Source organism: Nocardioides sp. Soil796, assembly GCF_001429525.1.
Lineage (GTDB): Bacteria > Actinomycetota > Actinomycetes > Propionibacteriales > Nocardioidaceae > Nocardioides.
The window spans coordinates 1-18,327 of record NZ_LMSQ01000020.1; the positions used below are offsets into that span (position 1 = coordinate 1).

Sequence of the window (18,327 nt, forward strand, 5' to 3'; positions counted from 1 at the left end):
CGTCGACCAGGCCACCGGTGACGCGGTCGCCACCGCGACCAACGGCATGGCCTTCGCCGGCGGTGCCACCGAGAAGCGCTACCCGCTGCCCACGGACAACGGCATCATCTGCGCCGCACCGGTGGACCCGGAGGTCACGCAGTCCACGGGCTGCGAGGTCGAGGGCACCCTGACCGTCCCGGCCACCGAGGGCGTCGTCTACGCCCTCGACGGCAAGACGGTCGCACCGGGGACGTACGCCGGTCCGCTGTCCGGCACCCTGACCGCCACGGTCCTCGCCGGCTACGAGAACACCGACGCCTACTGGACCTTCGAGGTCGACATCCCCGCAGCCCCGAGCTGCCTGGAGGTCCCGGCACAGCCGGCCGAGCTCGACGTGTGCAACCCGGGCAACGTGACGAACAACGTCAAGTGGGACACCTTCCCGACGCTCGAGAACGTCGCGTGGTCCGTCGACGAGGTCACCGGTGAGGCGGTCGCCACTGCGATCAACGGCGCGGCCTTCGGCCCCGGCGTCACCGAGGTGCGGTTCCAGCCCTCCGCCGACTCCGGCGAGGAGTGCACGCTCGAGCCGGGTGCGATCGAGTCGACGTGTGTCGACGCCGTGCCCTACCTCAGCTACGCACTGATCCTCGAGGAGGGCTACGTGGGACCGACCGACGTGACCATCACGTTCGTCAACCCCAGCGGCAAGGACTACGTCGTCACCGGGCAGCCGCTGTCGGGCAAGCTCCTGTGGCCGGGTGCCTCGGTGGATCCCGCCGGCTGGCCCGGCTGGGTGCGCAACCCGGACGGCAGCTACACGGAGACGACCGGCAACTACGCCTGGACCCGAGACGGAGTGAAGGTGACCTTCGAGGTCAACCCGCACTACGAGCTGGTCGTCGCGTACCCGCAGGCGACGACGGCGTGCGCCAACCCGCAGCAGCCCGAGACCGGGCCGGAGACGCACGACGGGCCCAAGACCGACGGACCCAAGACCCACGCGGCACCGAAGACCCACGACGGCGTCCTGCCCAACACTGGCGCACCTTCGGGTAGCGGCCTGTACGGCGTGGTCGGCGGACTGTTCGTGGTCCTCGGGGCCTGGCTGATGATGCGCGAGCGGAGGCGCCGCGCCTGATCCAGCCCGCACAAGCCCAGCGGCCCGTGTCCAAATGTCCCCCATTGGACACGGGCCGCTGTTTTCCCTGCGCATGAGTGCGCCCGGCCCGCGCTTGAGTGCGCCCGGCTAGGGTTGCGCGCGTGATCCCCGACCTCCTGCATCCGTTGCTGCTCGGCATCAGCTGGATGGACCCCGAGTGGCTGCTCGACAAGTTCGGCCAGGAGATGTTCTGGGTCAGCATCGCCATCGTCTTCGTCGAGTGCGGACTGCTCTTCCCGATCCTGCCCGGCGACTCGCTGCTGTTCAGCGTGGGCCTGTTCATCCACCGCTCCGGCGCCGGCGAGGCCGGCATCGACGTCAACATCGTGGTGGCCTGCGTCCTGCTCTCGGCCGCGGCCCTGCTCGGCAACATCACCGGCTACGAGATCGGCCGGGCGATCGGCCCGAAGATCTACGAGCACCGCGGCCGCTTCCTCAAGCAGGAGCACTTCACCAAGACCGAGGCGTTCTTCGACCGGCACGGTGCGAAGGCGCTGGTCCTGGGGCGCTTCGTGCCGATCGTGCGCACGTTCATCACGCTGGTGGCCGGTGTCGGCAAGATGGACCGACGACACTTCTTCCTCTGGTCGGCCGTCGGTGCCGTCCTCTGGGCCACCGGCATCACCGTGCTCGGCTACTTCCTCGGTGGCGTCGAGTTCCTGCAGCACAACATCGAGGCGGCGATCCTGGTGATCGTGGCGATCTCGGTGCTCCCGATGCTCTTCGAGTGGTGGCGTCACCGGAGTTCCAAGGATCCCGTCTAGCGCGGCGTGCGTTCCTTGAGCACGCCGAACGCCACCAGTCGTTCGTCGGTGTGGAAGAGCTCGGCACAGGTGGTCAGCGTGATCAGCTTCTGGCCCTGGCGCTGGTCGGGCTGGACGCCGCCCTTCTCGGGGTTCTTCGGGAGCGCATCGAGCACCCACCCGTCCTCGAACGACACCGTGAGGTCGTCGCCGCCGGTGGTCAGCACATAGGTGTACGTCGCGTCGCGGGTCTCGACGACGACCTCGTCGCCGGCCTCGAGATTGGGCATGTCACGCAGCGGTTCGCCGTGCGTGATGCGGTGGGCGGCCAGCGCGAAGTTGCCCGCCTCCCCCGGCCCTGCCGTGTCGTCGAAGTGCCCGAAACCCGACGACAGCACGTCGTCCGAGGTGCCCTCGAGCACCGGGATCACGTAGTCGTCACCGAACTCCGGGATGCGGATCAGCGCGCTGACGTTCCCCTCGGGCACCTCGACGACGTCGACGCTGTCGGCCTCCCACTTCTTCTCGACCTGCTTGACGATGCGGTCCTGGGCGCGGTGCGAGACCCAGTTGGTGCCCCAGAACTGCCAGGCCACCCAGCCGAGGACGGCCAGCCCACCGACGAGCAGCACGAGCCCGGCCCACCAGGTTCGGGAACGGCCGCGCGGCAGGGTCGTCGAGGTCATGCCGCGATTGTGCCCGACTACCCTGAAACGCATGGCACGCCCAGCGAAACGACTCGACGGCATTCCGACCACGATCTTCACCGAGATGTCCGCGCTGGCGGTCGCGACCGGTGCGATCAACCTCGGCCAAGGCTTCCCGGACGTCGACGGCCCGGCCTCGGTGGTCGAACGCGCGGTGACCGCCCTGCGCGCGGGAGAGAACCAGTACGCCCCCGGCAGCGGCATCCTCCCGTTGCGCGAGGCGATCGCCGCCCACCAGGCGCGGCACTACGGCCTCGAGCTCGACCCCGGCCACGACGTGGTCGTCACGACCGGCGCCACCGAGGGCATCGCCGCCGCGCTGCTGGCCTTCGTCGACCCGGGCGACGAGGTCGTCGTCCTCGAGCCCTACTACGACTCCTACCTGGCGATGATCGCCTTCGCCGGCGGCGTACGACGCCCGGTCACCCTGCGTGCTCCGGACTTCCGGCTCGACGTAGACGCGCTCCGGGCCGCGGTCACCGACCGCACCAAGCTCCTGCTGGTCAACACTCCGCACAACCCGACCGGCACCGTGCTGAACCGCGACGAGCTGCAGGCGATCGCCGACGTGGCGGTCGAGCACGACCTGCTGGTGGTCACCGACGAGGTCTACGAGCACCTGGTCTTCGACGACCACGAACACATCCCGTTGGCCACCCTGCCCGGCATGTTCGAGCGCACGGTCACGCTCTCCAGCGCCGGCAAGATGTTCTCCTTCACCGGCTGGAAGATCGGCTGGGCCACCGGTCCGCGCGATCTCGTGCAGGCGGTGCTGGGGGCGAAGCAGTGGCTGTCGTTCTCGAGCGGCACGCCGCTCCAGCCCGCGGTCGCCCACGCACTCGACCACGAGTCCGACTTCTATGTCGGGTTGACCCGCTCGCTCCAGGACCGGCGCGACCAGCTGTGCGCGGGGCTCGACAAGCTTGACGTCGACGTACGCGTCCCGGAGGGCACCTACTTCGTGACCACCGACGTACGCCGACTCGGCTGGGCCGACGGCGACGCCTTCTGCCGGGCCCTCCCCGAGCGCGCCGGAGTGGTGGCCATTCCGGGCCAGGCGTTCTACGACGACCTCGAGGAGGGACGGCACCTGATCCGCTGGGCGTTCTGCAAGGAGCCCGACGTCATCGCGGAGGGGATCGACCGGCTGTCCGCGGCGGACCTGCGCGCCTAGGTGCCCTGCTAGCGCTTGCAGAACTGCGTCGACGGCGGCCTCAGCAGGAGCACGACAGTGGCCACGCAGGCCGCCGTGACCACGAGCAGCACCGGCGAGCTGATCACCAGCACCAGGCTGAGCAAGCCGGCCACGGAGCCGGAGACGACGAGAGTGATCCGCGCCCAGTTGTGGCCGTTGAAGACGAACAACGCCAGCACGATCGCGACGGCCGACCATGCGGAGAAGACCAACGCCATCACGATCGAGGCGACCTTCAGCTGGCTGACGCTGACGCCGGACTCGCCGAAGCGGGAGTCACTCTCGTAGACGTCCTTGAGCAGATCGGGCGTCGTGAGCAGGCCGATCACGACGATCGCCATGCCGAGCAGCACGACACCGCTCATGATCCAGGTGATGATGCACGCCTGCAGCAGCTCACCCGGTCGCACCGGCCGGGCAGCCGGGAACGGCGGCATCGACTGCATCGACACCGGTTGCGTCGGATCGCTGGGACGGGTCGGCTGTGACTGGCCGAAGCCCTCGAAGGCGCGCGGTTCCTCCGGGGGCGGCGGTGGTGTCACCGACGAGGAAGGCTGCTCGGGTTTCCGGGCCGGTGGCTCCGGAGTGACGCCGTTGAACCAGTCGCGGGCCGGACGGGCCCACAGCAGCACGACCGAGACGGCGATCATCGACGAGAGGAACGGGCTGGCCACCAGGCCGGTGAAGAAGAGGGGCAGCACGAGCACGCTCAGCGCGATACGGGCGTGGTGGTTGCGCTGCAGGGCGAACCAGCCGAGGATCGCCGTGGCCGCCGCACAGGCGCCGGCCACGAGGGACGCGCCGTGCAGCATGGAGAGCGCCTGCTCGAGGTCGATGCCCATGCCCTTGAGCGGGTCCCGGGAGAGCGTCTTCGCGACGGCTTCGCGGTTCTCGATGGTGCGCAGCTGGGACACGTAGGTGAAGACGTTGACCAGCATGAAGAGCGATGCACCGACCGTCATCCATCCGGCCATGGTCACCTGGGGCGGTCTCGCGGGGGCGCTGCTCTGCGTCATGCGGCCCAGTCTCTCAGGGCGACCAACACGCACCTTCCGGCGGGCGTCAGACGATCCCGTGGTCGAGGGCGAAGCGGACGAGCTCGGGCCTGCGCCGGCAGCCGGTCTTGTCCCGGATCCTGTCCAGGTGCGAGTGCACGGTCTTCACACTCAGAAAGAGTCGTTCCGCGACCTGCTGGTCCGTGCATCCTGCCGCCACCAGGCCCAGCACCTCGATCTCGCGTGCGGACAGGCCGGTCTCCATGCGCACCCGGGAGGCCGCCGGCCCACCGGCCTCGACCGTCTCCTGCTGGTCGTCGCCGTCGCCCACGAGGCTGAGCACGAACGGACCGATCCGCACCCGGTCCGCGGCGGTGAGCAGTGCGCTCCCTTCGACTCTCTGACCGTTGAGGAAGGTGCCGTTGCGGCTGCCGGCGTCCTGGATCTCGAGCCCGTGCTCGGTGGACACGACGAACGCGTGCACGCGCGACACCGTGGCGTCGCCGGGCAGCCGTACGTCGCACTCGGCTGAGCGGCCGATACGGGCCGGGAGTCGCTCCACCTCCAGCAGATGGTGCTGGGTGCCGTCCTGGAGGCTCAACCGGATCATCGTTCCGATCCTGTCACACGCGACCCCGCCGACTACCCACATGTTTGGGGTCGATCCGCCCATGGCCGGGACCGGGCCGATGACCGAGGATGTGGTCCATGGAACGCATCGGCAGATACCGGATCAGCGGGATCCTCGGCGCGGGCGGATTCGGCACCGTCTACCGTGGCTCCGCCCCCGGCACCGGCGAGACCGTCGCGATCAAGGTGCTCAACCTGCCCGGTGACGGGCGGCTGCGGGCGATGTTCCGTTCCGAGGCCGCGGCGATGCTCCGGGTCGACCACCCGAACGTGGTGCGGGTGCGCGACGTGATCGACGATCCCGGGCTGGCCGCGATAGTCACCGACTACGTCGAAGGCGCCTCGTTGCGACAGGTGCTCAGGCAGCGCGGTCGGCTCGACGGACCCCAGTCCCTCGGCGTGCTGTACGGCGCCCTGCACGGCCTGGCCGCCGTACACGCCGCCGGCCTCGTGCACGCCGACCTCAAGCCGGACAACATCCTCGTGGACTCCAGCGGCACGTCCCGGCTGATCGACTTCGGGCTCGCCGGCCCACCGCGCCGCCTCGACGGGCCGGGCACGTGGTCGGGGACGCCGGCCTACATCAGCCCCGAACAGGTGGCCGGCAGCCACGTCGACGCGCGCAGCGACATCTACTCCACGGCCGTGGTCCTCTTCGAGCTGCTCTGCGGACGGCAGCCCTACAAGGGCGAGACGGCCGACCTCACGGCCCAGCTGCACCTCACCCAGCCGGTCCCGGATCCCCGGGCGACCGTGCCCGACCTCGGCGAGGACCTGGCCGGCATCTGCCTGCAGGACCTCGCCAAGGACCCGTCGGTGCGGCACCAGAACGCGACGGCCTTCCACAACAGCCTCGAGCACGCGGCCCGTGCGAAGTACGGCCCCGCGTGGCTGGCCGGTGCGAGCCTGGGCGGCGTGATCGGTGCCGTGATCGCGGCCCTGCCCGCCGGTGCCGGCATGCTCGGCACGGCGGCCGTGGTGGGTGGAGCGGCCGGTGCCGCCGGGGTCGCCGGGTCGGCAGGTGGAGCAATCGGCGTGGCGGGAACCGCAGGCGGCACGGCGGGTGGAGCTGCAGGTGGAGCCGCGGGTGGAGCGGCTGGCGGAGCGGCGGGTGGAGCCGCGGGTGGAGCGGCCGGCGGAGCTGCAGGTGGAGCTGCAGGTGCCGGTGGCGCCAGCGCCACGATCGGCGGCATCGGCGTCGCGAAGGTCGCCGCGATCGGCGTCGCCTCCGTGGTCGCCGCCAGCACCGCGGCCGGCGTCTACGTGGCCAACCGAGACGAGGACGGCCCGGCGACCCAGCAGGTCGCCGTGACGCCCGACGTGTTCGCCTACGCGACCGCCGACCAGATCGTGGTCATGAAGGACGGCAAGCGGGTCACCGCGGTGAAGACCGCCGCCATGCAGGCGTGGGAGGAGCCCGCGATGGCGTGGAGCGACGACGGCAGCCGACTGGCGGTGGCAGACGGCGCGACACTGACCCTGGTCGACGTCGACAAGGGCACCACGACACGGACCCCGTGCGCCGAGTGCGCGCCGACGGCCGCACTGCCCTGGGACGACAAGGTCATCACCGTGAACCAGGGCGTGACCTATCCGGCGCTCCAGCCGATGCAGTGGCGCCGGCTCGGAGCCCTCGACACCACGGAGACGTTCACACCGAGGGATTCGCTCGGGGTCAGTTGGTACACCGTCGCCGCCGCCGGCGACCAGGTGCTGGCCTCCGGCAACAACGAGGAGGAGGCAGGAGCCCACGGCGCGGCGGACCTCTACCTGTTCGACGAGGACGGCATCGCCACCCAGGTCGGCGACACCCTGGTCGGCAGCTCGGTGGGTGACATGGCGTACGCCGGCGAGACGGCGTACGGCGGTCCGCGCGCGGCCGTGGTGGCCTACGGCAGCGGCGGCGCCTGCACGCAGGGCGCCGAGGTGCTCCTGGTCGATCCCGCCAACCCTGCGAAACCTCTGGAGACGGACACCTCCGCGATGTTCCCCGAGTCCGCCCAGGACTTCATGTACATCGAGACCATCGACGACGTGTGGTTCGGGGACGACGGAGTGCTGCGCGCCAGCTCCCACCGCCTCGACTGCGACTGGGAGGCCGGCACGACGCCCGAGATCCCGATCCAGCAGTGGCGCCTCAACGGTGACACGTGGGTGCTCGACGACGGGCGGCCCGTGCTGGGTGCCCGCGACCTGCCCTCAGGTGCACACGTGGAGCTGGTCGCCGACTCCGGCGCCCCGCCGTCCGGCCAGTCCCAGGGTCAGCGGGCCACCGGAACGCTGACCCTGGTCGGTGACGACGGGAGCACCGAGGTGGCCGACGGCGTCATCGCAGTCTCGGCGCCCGCGCCGACACGGTGACAATCAGCCCGGACTCAGCCCGCTGTCAGCACAAGGCCGTCGTCGCCGACCGACACCGTCACCGAGCCGCCGTCGGCGACCTGGCCACCGATCAGCAGCCGGGCCAGCGGGTCTCCGATCGTGGTCTGGATCAGCCGGCGCAGCGGACGGGCGCCGTACGCCGGGTCGTAGCCCTGGTCGGCCAGCCAGGTCCTCGCCTCGTCGGTGACCGAGATCGTGATCCGGCGGACCGCCAGCCGCTTCTCGAGCAGCGCGAGCTGGAGGTCGACGATGTGGGTCAACGCCTCCTTGCTGAGCGACTCGAACATGACGATCTCGTCGAGCCGGTTGAGGAACTCCGGCTTGAAGTGGCCGCGTACGACGCCCATCACCGACTCGTGCTTCGCCTCCGGGGACAGCGACGGGTCGACCAGGAAGTTCGAGCCCAGGTTGCTGGTCAGGATCAGCAGGGTATTGCGGAAGTCGACGGTGCGACCCTGCCCGTCGGTCAGCCGACCGTCGTCGAGCACCTGCAGCAGGACGTCGAAGACCTCGGGGTGCGCCTTCTCCACCTCGTCGAGGAGCACGACGGAGTAGGGCCGACGCCGCACCGCCTCGGTGAGCTGGCCGCCCTCGTCGTACCCGACGTAGCCGGGAGGGGCACCGACCAGGCGCGAGACCGAGTGCTTCTCGGCGTACTCGCTCATGTCGATGCGCACCATCGCGCGCTCGTCGTCGAAGAGGAAGTCGGCCAGCGACTTGGCCAGCTCGGTCTTGCCGGTGCCGGTCGGGCCGAGGAACAGGAACGACCCGGTGGGCCGGTTGGGGTCGGAGACGCCAGCACGCGACCGGCGTACGGCGTCGCTCACGGCGTTGACGGCGGCCTCCTGGCCGATCAACCGCTGGCCGATCTCGGCCTCCATGTCGAGCAGGCGTGAGGTCTCTCCCTGGAGCATCTTGCCGGTGGGGATGCCGGTCCAGGCCTCGACGACGTCGGCGATCTGCTCGGCGCCGACCTCCTCACCGACCAGCGGCTCGATCTCGGCGGTCTCGGCAGCCTCCTCGGACTCGGCGGTACGGATCTGCTCCTCCAGTGCCGGGATCCGGCCGTAGAGGATCTCGCTGGCCTTGTCGAGGTCACCCTCGCGCTGGAGCTTCTCGGCCTCGCTGCGCAGCTGGTCGAGCTGGCGACGCAGCTCGCCCTCCCCCTCGCGTGAGGTCTTCTCGCGCTCCCAACGGGCCTCGAGCCCGCGGAGCTGCTCCTCGGAGTCGGCGAGGTCGGCGCGCAGCTTCTCGAGCCGCTCGACACTGGCCGGGTCGCTCTCCTTCTCGAGGGCGAACTGCTCCATCTTGAGCCGGTCGACCGAACGCCGCAGCTGGTCGATCTCCTCGGGCGACGACTCGATCTCCATGCGCAGCCGCGAGCTGGCCTCGTCGATCAGGTCGATCGCTTTGTCCGGCAGCTGGCGCCCGGTGATGTAGCGGTCGCTCAGGGTGGCCGCGGCGACCAGGGCGGCGTCGGTGATGCGGACGCCGTGGTGGGCTTCGTACTTCTCCTGGATGCCGCGCAGGATCTGGATGGTGTCCTCGACCGACGGCTCGCCGACGAAGACCTGCTGGAAGCGCCGTTCCAGGGCCGGGTCCTTCTCGATGTTCTCGCGGTACTCGTCGAGCGTGGTGGCACCGATCATGTGCAACTCGCCGCGGGCCAGCATGGGCTTGAGCATGTTGCCGGCGTCCATCGATCCGTCGCCGGTTCCGCCGGCACCGACGACCGTGTGCAGCTCGTCGATGAAGGTGACCACCTGGCCACCGGCGTCCTTGATCTCCTCGAGGACGGCCTTGAGCCGCTCCTCGAACTCGCCGCGGTACTTCGCGCCGGCCACCATCGCGGCCAGGTCGAGGCTGAGCACGCGCCGACCCTTGAGCGAGTCGGGCACGTCGCCGGCGACCACGCGCTGGGCCAGGCCCTCGACGACGGCGGTCTTGCCGACGCCGGGCTCGCCGATCAGGACGGGGTTGTTCTTGGTGCGCCGCGAGAGCACCTGGATGACCCGGCGGATCTCGGCGTCACGGCCGATGACGGGGTCCATCTTGCCGTCGCGGGCATCTGCGGTGAGGTCGACGGAGTACTTCTCCAACGACTCGTACGTCGACTCCGCGTCCTGGCTGGTCACCCGACGGTTGCCGCGTACGGCGGTCAGGCCCTCACGCAGTCCGTCCTCGGTGAGGCCGGCGTCGGTCAGGAGGGTACGGGCCTGGCTCTCGACGGTGGCCAGGCTGATCAGCAGGTGCTCGGTGGCGACGAAGTCGTCCTTCATCGACGACGCCAGGTCGATCGCGCCGGCCAGCACCCGGGTCAGCGCGGCGGAGGCGCCGGCCTGCTGCACGGTCGCACCGCTCGCGCTGGGCAAGGCGGCCATCGCCTGCTCGACCTTCAGGGTGAGTGTGTTGACGTCGGCGCCCGCCTTGGTGACCAGGTTGCGCGCGGTGCCCTCCTGGTCGCGCAGCAGCGCGACGAGCAGGTGCAACGGGTCGGTCTGGGAGTTGCCGGCCGTGGTCGCCGACACTTGCGCGGCCTCGATCGCCGCGCGGCTCCGGGTGGTGAACTTCTCGGCACCGAAAGTGCTCATAGGTCGAGGGCCCCCTCATGCGTGAGTGTGACGGCACCCAGTGTGTCCGTCATTCATCTCAACGCGCCAGAAGTTGAGTCTGTTCCACTCAACTTTGCCCTTCTCCAAATATTTTGACGTGTCTCAGGCGAGCACGGACGCCTCGTGATCCCCCTGCACCCCGGCCAGGGCGAGCACGCCGTCGAGCTCGGCGTTCACCACGTCGGGCGCCTCCTGGGCGACCATGTGGCCGATCCCTTCGAGGCCGACCACGCGGGCGTCCCCGACGAGGCGGGCCAGTTCGAGCTGGTCGGCGTACGGCACCAGGCGGTCGGCCTTCCCGGAGACGACGACCACGCGGGTCGGGTCGAGCGACGGCACGGCGTCGCGCTCGTCGTGGGTCATCACGGCCTTGAGCATCCGCCCGGCGACCGGCAGCGGCGTGTCCCACAGGCCCTGCGCGGTGACCTGCTTCGCCGACTCCGAGCGGCTGCCGACGGCGAGCAGGTTGCCGAAGAACAGGTAGGGCCCGACGCCGAGCAGGCGGGCCATCGGCCGCGGCATGAAGCCGAGCAGGGTCAGCATCGACACCGCGTGCCGGCGCACCAGGTGGTGCAGGGGCCGCATGGATTCCGGCAGGCCCAGGGCCATCGACTCCGAGAGCGGCCCCGCGGCGGTGCCGCAGAACAGCACGCCGTCGACCCGCGACGCGACGACCTCCGGGTGCCGTTGCGCCGAGGCCATGATCGTCATGCCGCCCATGGAGTGGCCGACCAGGACCAGACGACCCGTCGGCGCGGTCGCCGCCACCACTGCGTCCAGGTCGTCGGCCAGATGGCGCACGCCGCGCTCCCCCTCGCCCATGCCGATCCAGTCCGAGCGGCCGTGGCCACGCTGGTCGTAGTAGACCGAACGCACCGGCCTGCCGGCCAGGTGGCGACGCTGGTGACGCCACGCGCTGAGCTGGCAGGTCCACCCGTGCACGAACACGACGGTCACCTCGGCGTCGTCCGGCCCGTCGACCTCGACATGGAGCCGGGTGCCGTCACGCGAGACCACGGACACCTCCCGGCCGCCGTGCCCGGACGTGTCGGTGTGCGCGACGCGACCGTTGCCCGTGAAGTGTGCCCACACCAGCAGTGCGCCGACGCACACCAGTCCGAGTCCGCCCCCGGTCAGGCCGACGGCCGCGACCGTGCGGCCGTCGTACACCTGCGCCAGGGCGAACCCGACACCGACCACGATCATCGCCACCCACAGGGCGCCGATGGCCAACAACGCCACCAGCTCGACCAGTCGACGCCTCTGCGTCCGGACGTGCTCGCGTACAGACATGTGCTTGCTCCCTCGATCCGTCCGGCCCTCCCAGACACGGACTCCCACATTGCTTCGCAGTTCTGCTGCTGCCGCCGCTACTCCAGGTCGTTCGGCGCCTGGTGCACGGGCAGGTCCTCGGGCGGCACCTCTTCCTCCAGCAGGCAGGTGCGGCAGAAGTCCTCGCCGAACGGGGTCAGGTGGATGCTGCGGCGGACCAGCTTCGCCGAACGCACCGAGTGCATCGCAGCCAGGACGTCGGGCTGCGCCTCGACGACCTGGTAGTCGAGCGGGTCCTTCAGCTGCTCCTTCGAGAACCACACGAGGCCGAGCCGGAACAGGTTGTTGAGGTAGGACGGCACCTGGTCGACGTAGCGGGTGCCGGCCCGCGGACCGATCATGTTCAGGCCCGGCGCGATCAGCGTCGAGCTGACCATGCCCACCGCACCGCCCGTGCGTACGTCGACCATCGGCTGCGGACCGCTGCGCAGGAGCAACATCAGGATGCGGCCCTCGTCGGGGGCCAGCTCGGTCAGGATCCGGGCGTACGCCGGGTGGCCGGTGTCGTTGCTCCACACGTCGCGGGAGCGCTCGAGCAGCTTGGCGCCCTGTTCGCGCAACGAGCTGCGCAGGTCGGTGCTCTCGACATCGCGGTCACGCCCGTTGTGGAGCTCGACGGCCCTGCGGTCCGACGTACCACCGAGCGAGGCGGCGACCTGCTGGATGGCCTGGGGCACGGACTCGCCGGAGCTGACCGCCTTGGCGATGTCGGCGACGATGCCCGAGGCAGCGGCGGCGCCCTGGGCCAGCTCGACCGCGGTGTGCGGGTCGGTGGCCGCCTTGAGCATGCGACGCCCGGTGCGCAGCCCGGCGACCACGCTCCACTCCGCGGTGCGCACCCACGACGACGCGGCGATCCGGATCAGCCCGGGAATCGCGTCGAGCGCCGGCGACTGCTCATGGTCGGCCCGCTCCAGGCCCTTCTCGTCCGTCATCCTCCACCTACTCCGAAGATCGCGAGGTGGATGAACCCACCCGCCAGTCCCATGATCGCGCCGTGTGCGTAGAGCATCCACTCGTCTTCCTTGATGGCCGAGCGCATCATCTCGACGAAGTCGTCAGGGTGCAGCTCCTTGGTGCGCTGCGAGACCATCGCCCGGATCTTGTTGGACTGCTGCCTGCTGAACTCGGGGTCCTTGAACGGCGTCAGGGTACGCCCGACCGCCTCCTTGGCGAACGACTCCCGGATCCGGCGATAGTTGCCGCGCCCGATGACCACCTTGGCCGCGCCGAGGGTCGGTCCGGCGGCGCGGTCGATGGCCGGGCCGAGGGCCACCGCGAGCATCTGCCGGGTCCGGTCGCCGCGCGGTCCGTCGAGCAGGAAGTCGCCGATGCGCTCGAGGGTGATCACGTCGTCGGCGATGATCTTGGCGTAGACCTCGGCGGCCTCGTTCTGACGTCGCAGGAACAGTCCCTGGAACGTGATGCCGAACTTCTTCGTCGGCACGGTCGGCTCGAAGATCAGCCACATGCCCAGGGCGTTGGTGATCCAGCCGACCCCGATGCCGAGCACCGGGAGCAGCCACCACTGGTGGAACCAGTGGTCGGCGAACGCGACCGGGATGCCGAGCAGGAAGCCGAACAGCAACCCGAAGGTCACCATCATGTTCAGCTCCTTCTGCCCCACGTCCTTGAAGACGCGGACCACGAGCTCGGGGTGCGTGCGGAAGTGGTCGATGACCATGATCTTCGGGTCGAGGAGCTGGTCGATGTGCGTGCCGATCTCGTCGGTCACGGTCTTCACGACGGCGGGCAGCTGCGCCTGGACCCGTGCGATCACGGCCTTCTTCGCCGCGTTGGGCAGGTCGCGCCACAGGGCCGGGTGGCTCTCTCGCATGACCTCGTCGACCAGGGAGGGAATCTCCGGGGTGAAGATCTTCACGATGTGCTCGGCGATCTGGTCCGGCTCGAGCTGCTGGTAGAACTCGCCGGGCGTGCCGAGCTTGGCGATCGCCTTGTCGACCGCGATGCTGCCCATCTTCGCGGCACGCGCGGGCACGATGCCCTGCCAGCCCACCCCGCCCTGCAGGACGCCCGGCACCTCCTGGAGCTTTCGAGGGGCCAGGCGGGCCAGCTCGGCCATGCCCGGGATCTTGAAGCCGTGGAAGTGGATCGGGTAGAAGAGCATGATCAGGCCGGTCCAGTTGATCAGCCAGCCGATGACGGCCGTGAAGAGCGGGATCGAGACGAGCGCGACCCACTCCATGGGCTCGTCGACGTCCTGGAAGAACCAGTCGACGTGACTGAAGTAGTCACCCAGTGCGTCCAGCGAGTTCCTCACACCCTTACTCAGTCACCCGTCCCTGACGCGTGAGCCTATCCATGTGCAACAGTTCTTGTAACGATGTATCACGCACCGGGTTCCGGTCAGCAGCTCAACTCTTTTGCAGACGTGCGTACGCCGAGCGAGCTGAGGCGCAGTCCGCCGTCCAGAACGATCCCGTGGGTCTCGAGGTCGAGATCGCCGAGGGTGATCGCGTCCGGCCCCGGTTCGGTGCGCGCCTCGAACCCGGCGCCGAGTCCCATCGTGGTCCGTGGCGTGTGCAGTCCGCCGAGCCTGGCCCCCGAAGCAGCCAGCGTGACGTCGCCGAGGGTCACCGGCGCGGCGCTCCTGATGCGGATGCTCAGCAGGTCACCCACGAGGGGCAACTCCACGCGTGGCACCAGGCAGAGGTCGTCGAGGTGCGTCGTACCCATGCGCACCATCGCGGCCGCCGAGTCGCCGGCCAGCGCGTCGTCGTCCTCGACGATCGTGCCGACGGTGCCCACGCCGAGCACCATGCTGTCCGACGTGCCGCCGGAGCTGGCCATCGCGATCGGCTGGGTGCTGGTGATCACCACCGAGACATAGCCGAGCACGGCCAACGCTCCGATGCCCAGGCTGATCACTGTGGCCGGCCCGGTGACCAACAGGAAGCGCCACAGGCCGACGCCGCCGGCGCCTCTCACGTTCGTCATCAGTCGGTCCACGGCCATCAGTCAGTACACGATCGGGATGTTCTTGCAGCCCGCGGTGGCGGCGCTGGCGTGGAGCACCTCGATCTTCAGGTTCTTCAGGCTGAGCGGTCCCTCGATGACGGCGTCGTACAGCTCACCCTTGACGTTGTAGAGGTCACCCACGTCGGAGTCGATGCCGAAGAGTCGTCCGTTCGTCCCGGCATAGGTCTCCGGCGCGTCGAGCGGGTTGACCGCATCGACACCTCCCGCGTCCTTCCAGGTGGTGATGGTCTGCGGCGTCACCCCGAGCGCGACGTTCCCGCGGAGGACGATGCCGTTGCCGCTCGTGTTCGGAGCGCTCGACGAGGTCACGTTGCTCACGTCGAACTGCACGTTCTTCCCGCTGACGTCATTGACGTTGAGCTGGTTGTCGCGTGCGGTCAGGCGGATGGTCCAGTCCTGGCCGAGGATCGACTCGGTCTGCGAGACACAGAACCCGTCGAGGGTTCCGCCGGCGAACCCCATCCTCAGGGCGTACTTCGAGGCAGTCTGGGACGCGGCGTCGCGCAGCTGGACGGGCACGACGCCGATGCCGACGTTGGTGGTGCTCAGCTTCGCACTGCTGAACTGCGACTGCTTGCCCGAGAAGACCAGGCCGGCACCGAGGCCCATCACGGTTCCGGTCCACAGCTGGCTCACCATGTAGGCGAGCAGGCCCATGCCGACCAGGTTCATCCCGGCCGCCCGGCGCCAGCGCACCCCCATGCGGGGGGCCTCCTCCACGTCGTCGCTCACGGCGTGACCTGGATGTTCGTGTTGGGCAGGTTGAGCGTGGTGGGCGTGCCGGTGCAGTCGCCGCCCTTGTTGGTGTTCATGTAGTAGACCCACGCATCGAGCTCGAGGCCGGGGATGTCGTCGCCACTCGCGATGGACGCCAGGATGCTGCCCCACAGGCTGTCGTCTCCGGCCAGGGACCCCACGGAGGTGTTGATGCCGAAGATGTTGACCTTGATGTGCGTGTCGGCCCGCAGCCACAGATCGGTGTAGACACAGCCGTCGCCGATGTTCCAGCCGGCGCTGCCCTGGTTGGCCGGGTTGAAGGTGAGCTTGTACTCACCGGTGCCCGCGGCCGAGGGGTTGTCGGGCGTCGCCTGCGGCACCACCGTCATGTAGGCGTTCCGGTTGATCTGCAGGTTCTTCAACCGCATGTGCACGAGCATCGCGTTGTCATTCTTCGCGAACGAGGTCGACCAGCCGTTGTCCTGGTAGAGGGTGCGGTCGAACGGGCACGTGCCGAACGCGCCCCACTTCGAGCTGGTGGCGACGTTGCTCGGTCCGGCCGACTGCGTGCCGTCGGCAAACTTCAGGATCGTGGGCTTGGCGATGGTCGAGTCGTTGCGCTGGAAGGCTCCGCAGCTCGTGTACTTGCGGGTGAACTTGCCGTCGGGGAAGGTGATTCCGTCCGTGGTGAACGCGGTGCTGCTGCCAGTGGCGCCGCCGGTGCCGCCGTCGCTGTAGCCGATCCGCATGTGGATGGGCGCGTTGGGGATGCACGGCTTGACGGTGGTGCCGTTGCCGAGAGTGAGCGTGTTCCCCGTGACCAGGCCCGCGAGCGCCTGCGCGTCCCTGCCGCAGTCCGCCACGGCGGCGTGTGCCGCCTCAGGACCGCCCGAGCCGATCGGTTGCGTCCCGATCGCCTGCACGAAGCCGAACAGGGCCAGTCCCACGAGGAGCCGTTGCTTGCTCTTCGTCAGGTTCATCGATCGTCGGTGCCTTCGGCTGTCTCGGCAACCTCGGCGATCTCGCGCTTGCGAGTCCGGTCAGCCCTGGACTTGCGCGGCTTCTTCTCGCCCCAGGCCCAGATCATCGAGCCACCGAAGATCGCCAGGAGGGTGCCGATCAGGAAGCCACCCAGGTTGGCGGCGATGAAGGCAGCCAGGCCGAGCAGCACGCCGACGATTCCGACCAGGCTGCGGTAGAGCGGCGCGAACAGCGCGACCAGGGCGAACATGACCATGCCGCCACCGAGGATGTAGCCGGCCGAGGAGTTCCAGCCGCCACCGATCACCATCGTGATCGGCGAGCGGGCGAAGTGGATGATCACCAGGCCGCCCAGGGCGAGCCAGAGCGCACCCCAGAACGGACGAGTACGCCGGAACGCGCGGAACCAGCGGCGGGCCAGCCCGATCCCGCGCCACGTCCTGGTCGACAAGCTCGTCTTCGCAGTCGACTCCGTCATCTTCATCGCCTCAACGCTCATGATGCACAGTCCGCCTTCGTCAGCTCACGGGGCAGGACCCGGATCTTGAGGTCGGGCAGGTTGATGTTGCCCTTGAGGTCGATGCCGTAGGAGTCGCCGTCCAGGTTGGCGATCTGCATCAGCTCGGCCTGGAGACCGAAGGCTCCGGGCGTGCCGGGGTTGGGGTTGCCCTCGCCCATCGTGAGGGTGTCCGCCGACTGGCCCAGGGTCATCTTGGAGATGTTCTCGCCGTTGCCTGTCAGGGTGTTGCTGGCCATGAACAGCTGGTTCGCGGTGATCTTCTTGCTCGGGTCGGTGACCGTCCCGTTGACCGGCTCGCCGCCGGTGACGAGCAGCGAGACCGGCACCCCGCCGATGGTCTGCTTGGCGATCGCACAGAAGCCGAAGAGGTCGGCCTGCTGGAACCCGATCTGCGCCACGGCTGTCGACCCGCTCTGCTGGGCCTGCGAGCTGAGGTAGCCGGCGGCGTACTGGCCGACGACCCGGTCCGTGTAGATCTTGTAGGACTGGTTGGCCGACGTGAAGTTCACCGCCAGCACACCGCTGCCGACCATGCTGAACATGGCAGCGAGCGCAGCCACCCCGCCGAACAGCGGCGCAAGGGCGCGCCGCCGGGTGCCTCGACGCGTCGATTCGGCCTGCTCGACCATCGCATCGATGTTGCTACGCGCCGAGTCGAGTCTCCCTCCCAGGACCTCACCGACGCGCGACCGCACACTGCGGGCATTCTTGTGGCTGCTGCTCACTGCCATTCCCTCCCCAGGAAAAGATTGATCAGGCGCTCGCGGCGCTGCCGGACGTGCTGGCCGATGAGCTGCCGGACTTGCGCAGGGCCTTGCGCTCGGCGCGACGTTCCGCGCGGGCCGCGAACTTCGCGAGCTGCTTGTCGCTGTACGGCGCCCAGGCGAAGACCATGCCGGCCCCGACGATGCCGAGGAACATGCCGATCAGCCAGCCGCCGAGGTTGGCCAGTGGCAGCGAGGCCACCGACAGCATGGTCGCGATCAGGGCCGGGAAGTGACGCTGGGCGGGCAGCACGAAGGCGATCAGGGCCGCGGCGATCATGCCGCCGCCGAGGATGTAGCCGGACACCCCACCCACGCCGAGCTCGAGGGTCATCGCAGCCGAGCCGATCACCGGCTTGAGCACGAACCAGCCGCCGAGGGCCAGGATGATGCACCCCCAGAACGGGCGGGTACGCCGGAAGCGGTTGACGGAGTGGACGATCGAGCCGAGACGCGAACGCTCTGGGTCGGTGCCGGCGTGGTTCTGGTCGATCTCACGGTGGTTCGGGTCAGTGTCCGTGTGGTTCGGGTCGATCTCGTTCGCGACGCTCATGTGCTTCTCCAAAGTCATGCGGGGTGCTGCGACTGGTGCATTCGGGGGCCGC

Annotated in this window: 17 protein-coding genes; 4 read left to right on the forward strand and 13 right to left on the reverse strand. The window is 69.3% G+C overall.

All coding sequences use genetic code 11. The annotated features are described in order from the left end of the window. Nucleotides 1–1,123 (forward strand): LPXTG cell wall anchor domain-containing protein (locus ASH02_RS21190; RefSeq protein ID WP_057295415.1); only part of this gene is annotated, 1,123 nt, incomplete at its 5' end. 122 nt (nucleotides 1,124–1,245) lie between these two features. Beyond that, a complete protein-coding gene (locus ASH02_RS21195; protein WP_235532595.1) occupies nucleotides 1,246–1,908 on the forward strand; it encodes a DedA family protein in 663 nt (220 codons plus the stop codon). On the opposite strand, the gene ASH02_RS21200 is transcribed toward ASH02_RS21195, so the two are convergent. Next, nucleotides 1,905–2,573: a class E sortase gene (locus ASH02_RS21200; protein WP_056683019.1), complete on the reverse strand. Its 669-nt coding sequence runs from the start codon at nucleotides 2,571–2,573 to the stop codon at nucleotides 1,905–1,907. The two genes, ASH02_RS21195 and ASH02_RS21200, sit on opposite strands and share 4 nt — an antisense overlap. Nucleotides 2,574–2,604: 31 nt before the next feature. Between ASH02_RS21200 and ASH02_RS21205 the strand changes: the two genes are divergently transcribed. Then, complete coding sequence (locus ASH02_RS21205; RefSeq protein WP_056683023.1) at nucleotides 2,605–3,768, forward strand: pyridoxal phosphate-dependent aminotransferase; 1,164 nt, start codon at nucleotides 2,605–2,607, stop codon at nucleotides 3,766–3,768. 8 nt (nucleotides 3,769–3,776) lie between these two features. On the opposite strand, the gene ASH02_RS21210 is transcribed toward ASH02_RS21205, so the two are convergent. Together ASH02_RS21210 and ASH02_RS21215 are read right to left on the reverse strand one after the other, a co-directional pair. Continuing rightward, the gene (locus ASH02_RS21210; protein WP_156393663.1) at nucleotides 3,777–4,805 is read right to left on the reverse strand and encodes a hypothetical protein; all 1,029 of its coding nucleotides are present in this window, start codon (nucleotides 4,803–4,805) and stop codon (nucleotides 3,777–3,779) included. Between the two features lie 46 nt (nucleotides 4,806–4,851). Further along, nucleotides 4,852–5,394, reverse strand: coding sequence for an FHA domain-containing protein (locus ASH02_RS21215; RefSeq protein ID WP_056683029.1), 543 nt, complete (start codon nucleotides 5,392–5,394; stop codon nucleotides 4,852–4,854). Between the two features lie 98 nt (nucleotides 5,395–5,492). Between ASH02_RS21215 and ASH02_RS21220 the strand changes: the two genes are divergently transcribed. Continuing rightward, on the forward strand, nucleotides 5,493–7,775 hold the full coding sequence (locus tag ASH02_RS21220) for a serine/threonine-protein kinase (RefSeq protein ID WP_057295416.1): 2,283 nt from the start codon (nucleotides 5,493–5,495) through the stop codon (nucleotides 7,773–7,775). 14 nt (nucleotides 7,776–7,789) lie between these two features. On the opposite strand, the gene clpB is transcribed toward ASH02_RS21220, so the two are convergent. The 10 genes from clpB to ASH02_RS21270 form a co-directional block, all read right to left on the reverse strand. Then, complete coding sequence (gene clpB / locus ASH02_RS21225) at nucleotides 7,790–10,387, reverse strand: ATP-dependent chaperone ClpB (RefSeq protein ID WP_056683034.1); 2,598 nt, start codon at nucleotides 10,385–10,387, stop codon at nucleotides 7,790–7,792. A 123-nt stretch (nucleotides 10,388–10,510) separates the two neighbouring features. After that, on the reverse strand, nucleotides 10,511–11,701 hold the full coding sequence (locus ASH02_RS21230) for an alpha/beta fold hydrolase (protein ID WP_056683036.1): 1,191 nt from the start codon (nucleotides 11,699–11,701) through the stop codon (nucleotides 10,511–10,513). A gap of 77 nt (nucleotides 11,702–11,778) precedes the next feature. Next, nucleotides 11,779–12,675 (reverse strand): Abi-alpha family protein, encoded by an 897-nt coding sequence (locus tag ASH02_RS26720; RefSeq protein WP_056683039.1) that lies wholly within the window; start codon nucleotides 12,673–12,675, stop codon nucleotides 11,779–11,781. Continuing rightward, a complete protein-coding gene (locus ASH02_RS21240) occupies nucleotides 12,672–14,021 on the reverse strand; it encodes a hypothetical protein (protein ID WP_156388721.1) in 1,350 nt (449 codons plus the stop codon). Before ASH02_RS21240 ends, ASH02_RS26720 begins: the two co-directional genes overlap by 4 nt. Nucleotides 14,022–14,107: 86 nt before the next feature. Continuing rightward, nucleotides 14,108–14,698: a hypothetical protein gene (locus ASH02_RS21245; protein ID WP_156393664.1), complete on the reverse strand. Its 591-nt coding sequence runs from the start codon at nucleotides 14,696–14,698 to the stop codon at nucleotides 14,108–14,110. 21 nt (nucleotides 14,699–14,719) lie between these two features. Further along, nucleotides 14,720–15,472: a DUF6230 family protein gene (locus tag ASH02_RS21250; RefSeq protein WP_056683049.1), complete on the reverse strand. Its 753-nt coding sequence runs from the start codon at nucleotides 15,470–15,472 to the stop codon at nucleotides 14,720–14,722. Beyond that, nucleotides 15,469–16,437, reverse strand: a complete 969-nt coding sequence (locus ASH02_RS21255) for a hypothetical protein (protein ID WP_056683052.1) — start codon at nucleotides 16,435–16,437, stop codon at nucleotides 15,469–15,471. The genes ASH02_RS21250 and ASH02_RS21255 overlap by 4 nt, the downstream gene beginning before the upstream one ends. Next, nucleotides 16,434–16,937: a DUF6114 domain-containing protein gene (locus tag ASH02_RS21260; protein ID WP_235539093.1), complete on the reverse strand. Its 504-nt coding sequence runs from the start codon at nucleotides 16,935–16,937 to the stop codon at nucleotides 16,434–16,436. Before ASH02_RS21260 ends, ASH02_RS21255 begins: the two co-directional genes overlap by 4 nt. Then, nucleotides 16,934–17,587 carry a DUF6230 family protein gene (locus tag ASH02_RS21265; RefSeq protein ID WP_156393665.1) on the reverse strand — a complete coding sequence of 218 codons (654 nt, stop codon included), beginning with the start codon at nucleotides 17,585–17,587 and terminating at the stop codon, nucleotides 16,934–16,936. Before ASH02_RS21265 ends, ASH02_RS21260 begins: the two co-directional genes overlap by 4 nt. 124 nt (nucleotides 17,588–17,711) lie before the next feature. Continuing rightward, a complete protein-coding gene (locus ASH02_RS21270; RefSeq protein WP_056683058.1) occupies nucleotides 17,712–18,275 on the reverse strand; it encodes a DUF6114 domain-containing protein in 564 nt (187 codons plus the stop codon). Nucleotides 18,276–18,327 lie beyond the last annotated feature (52 nt).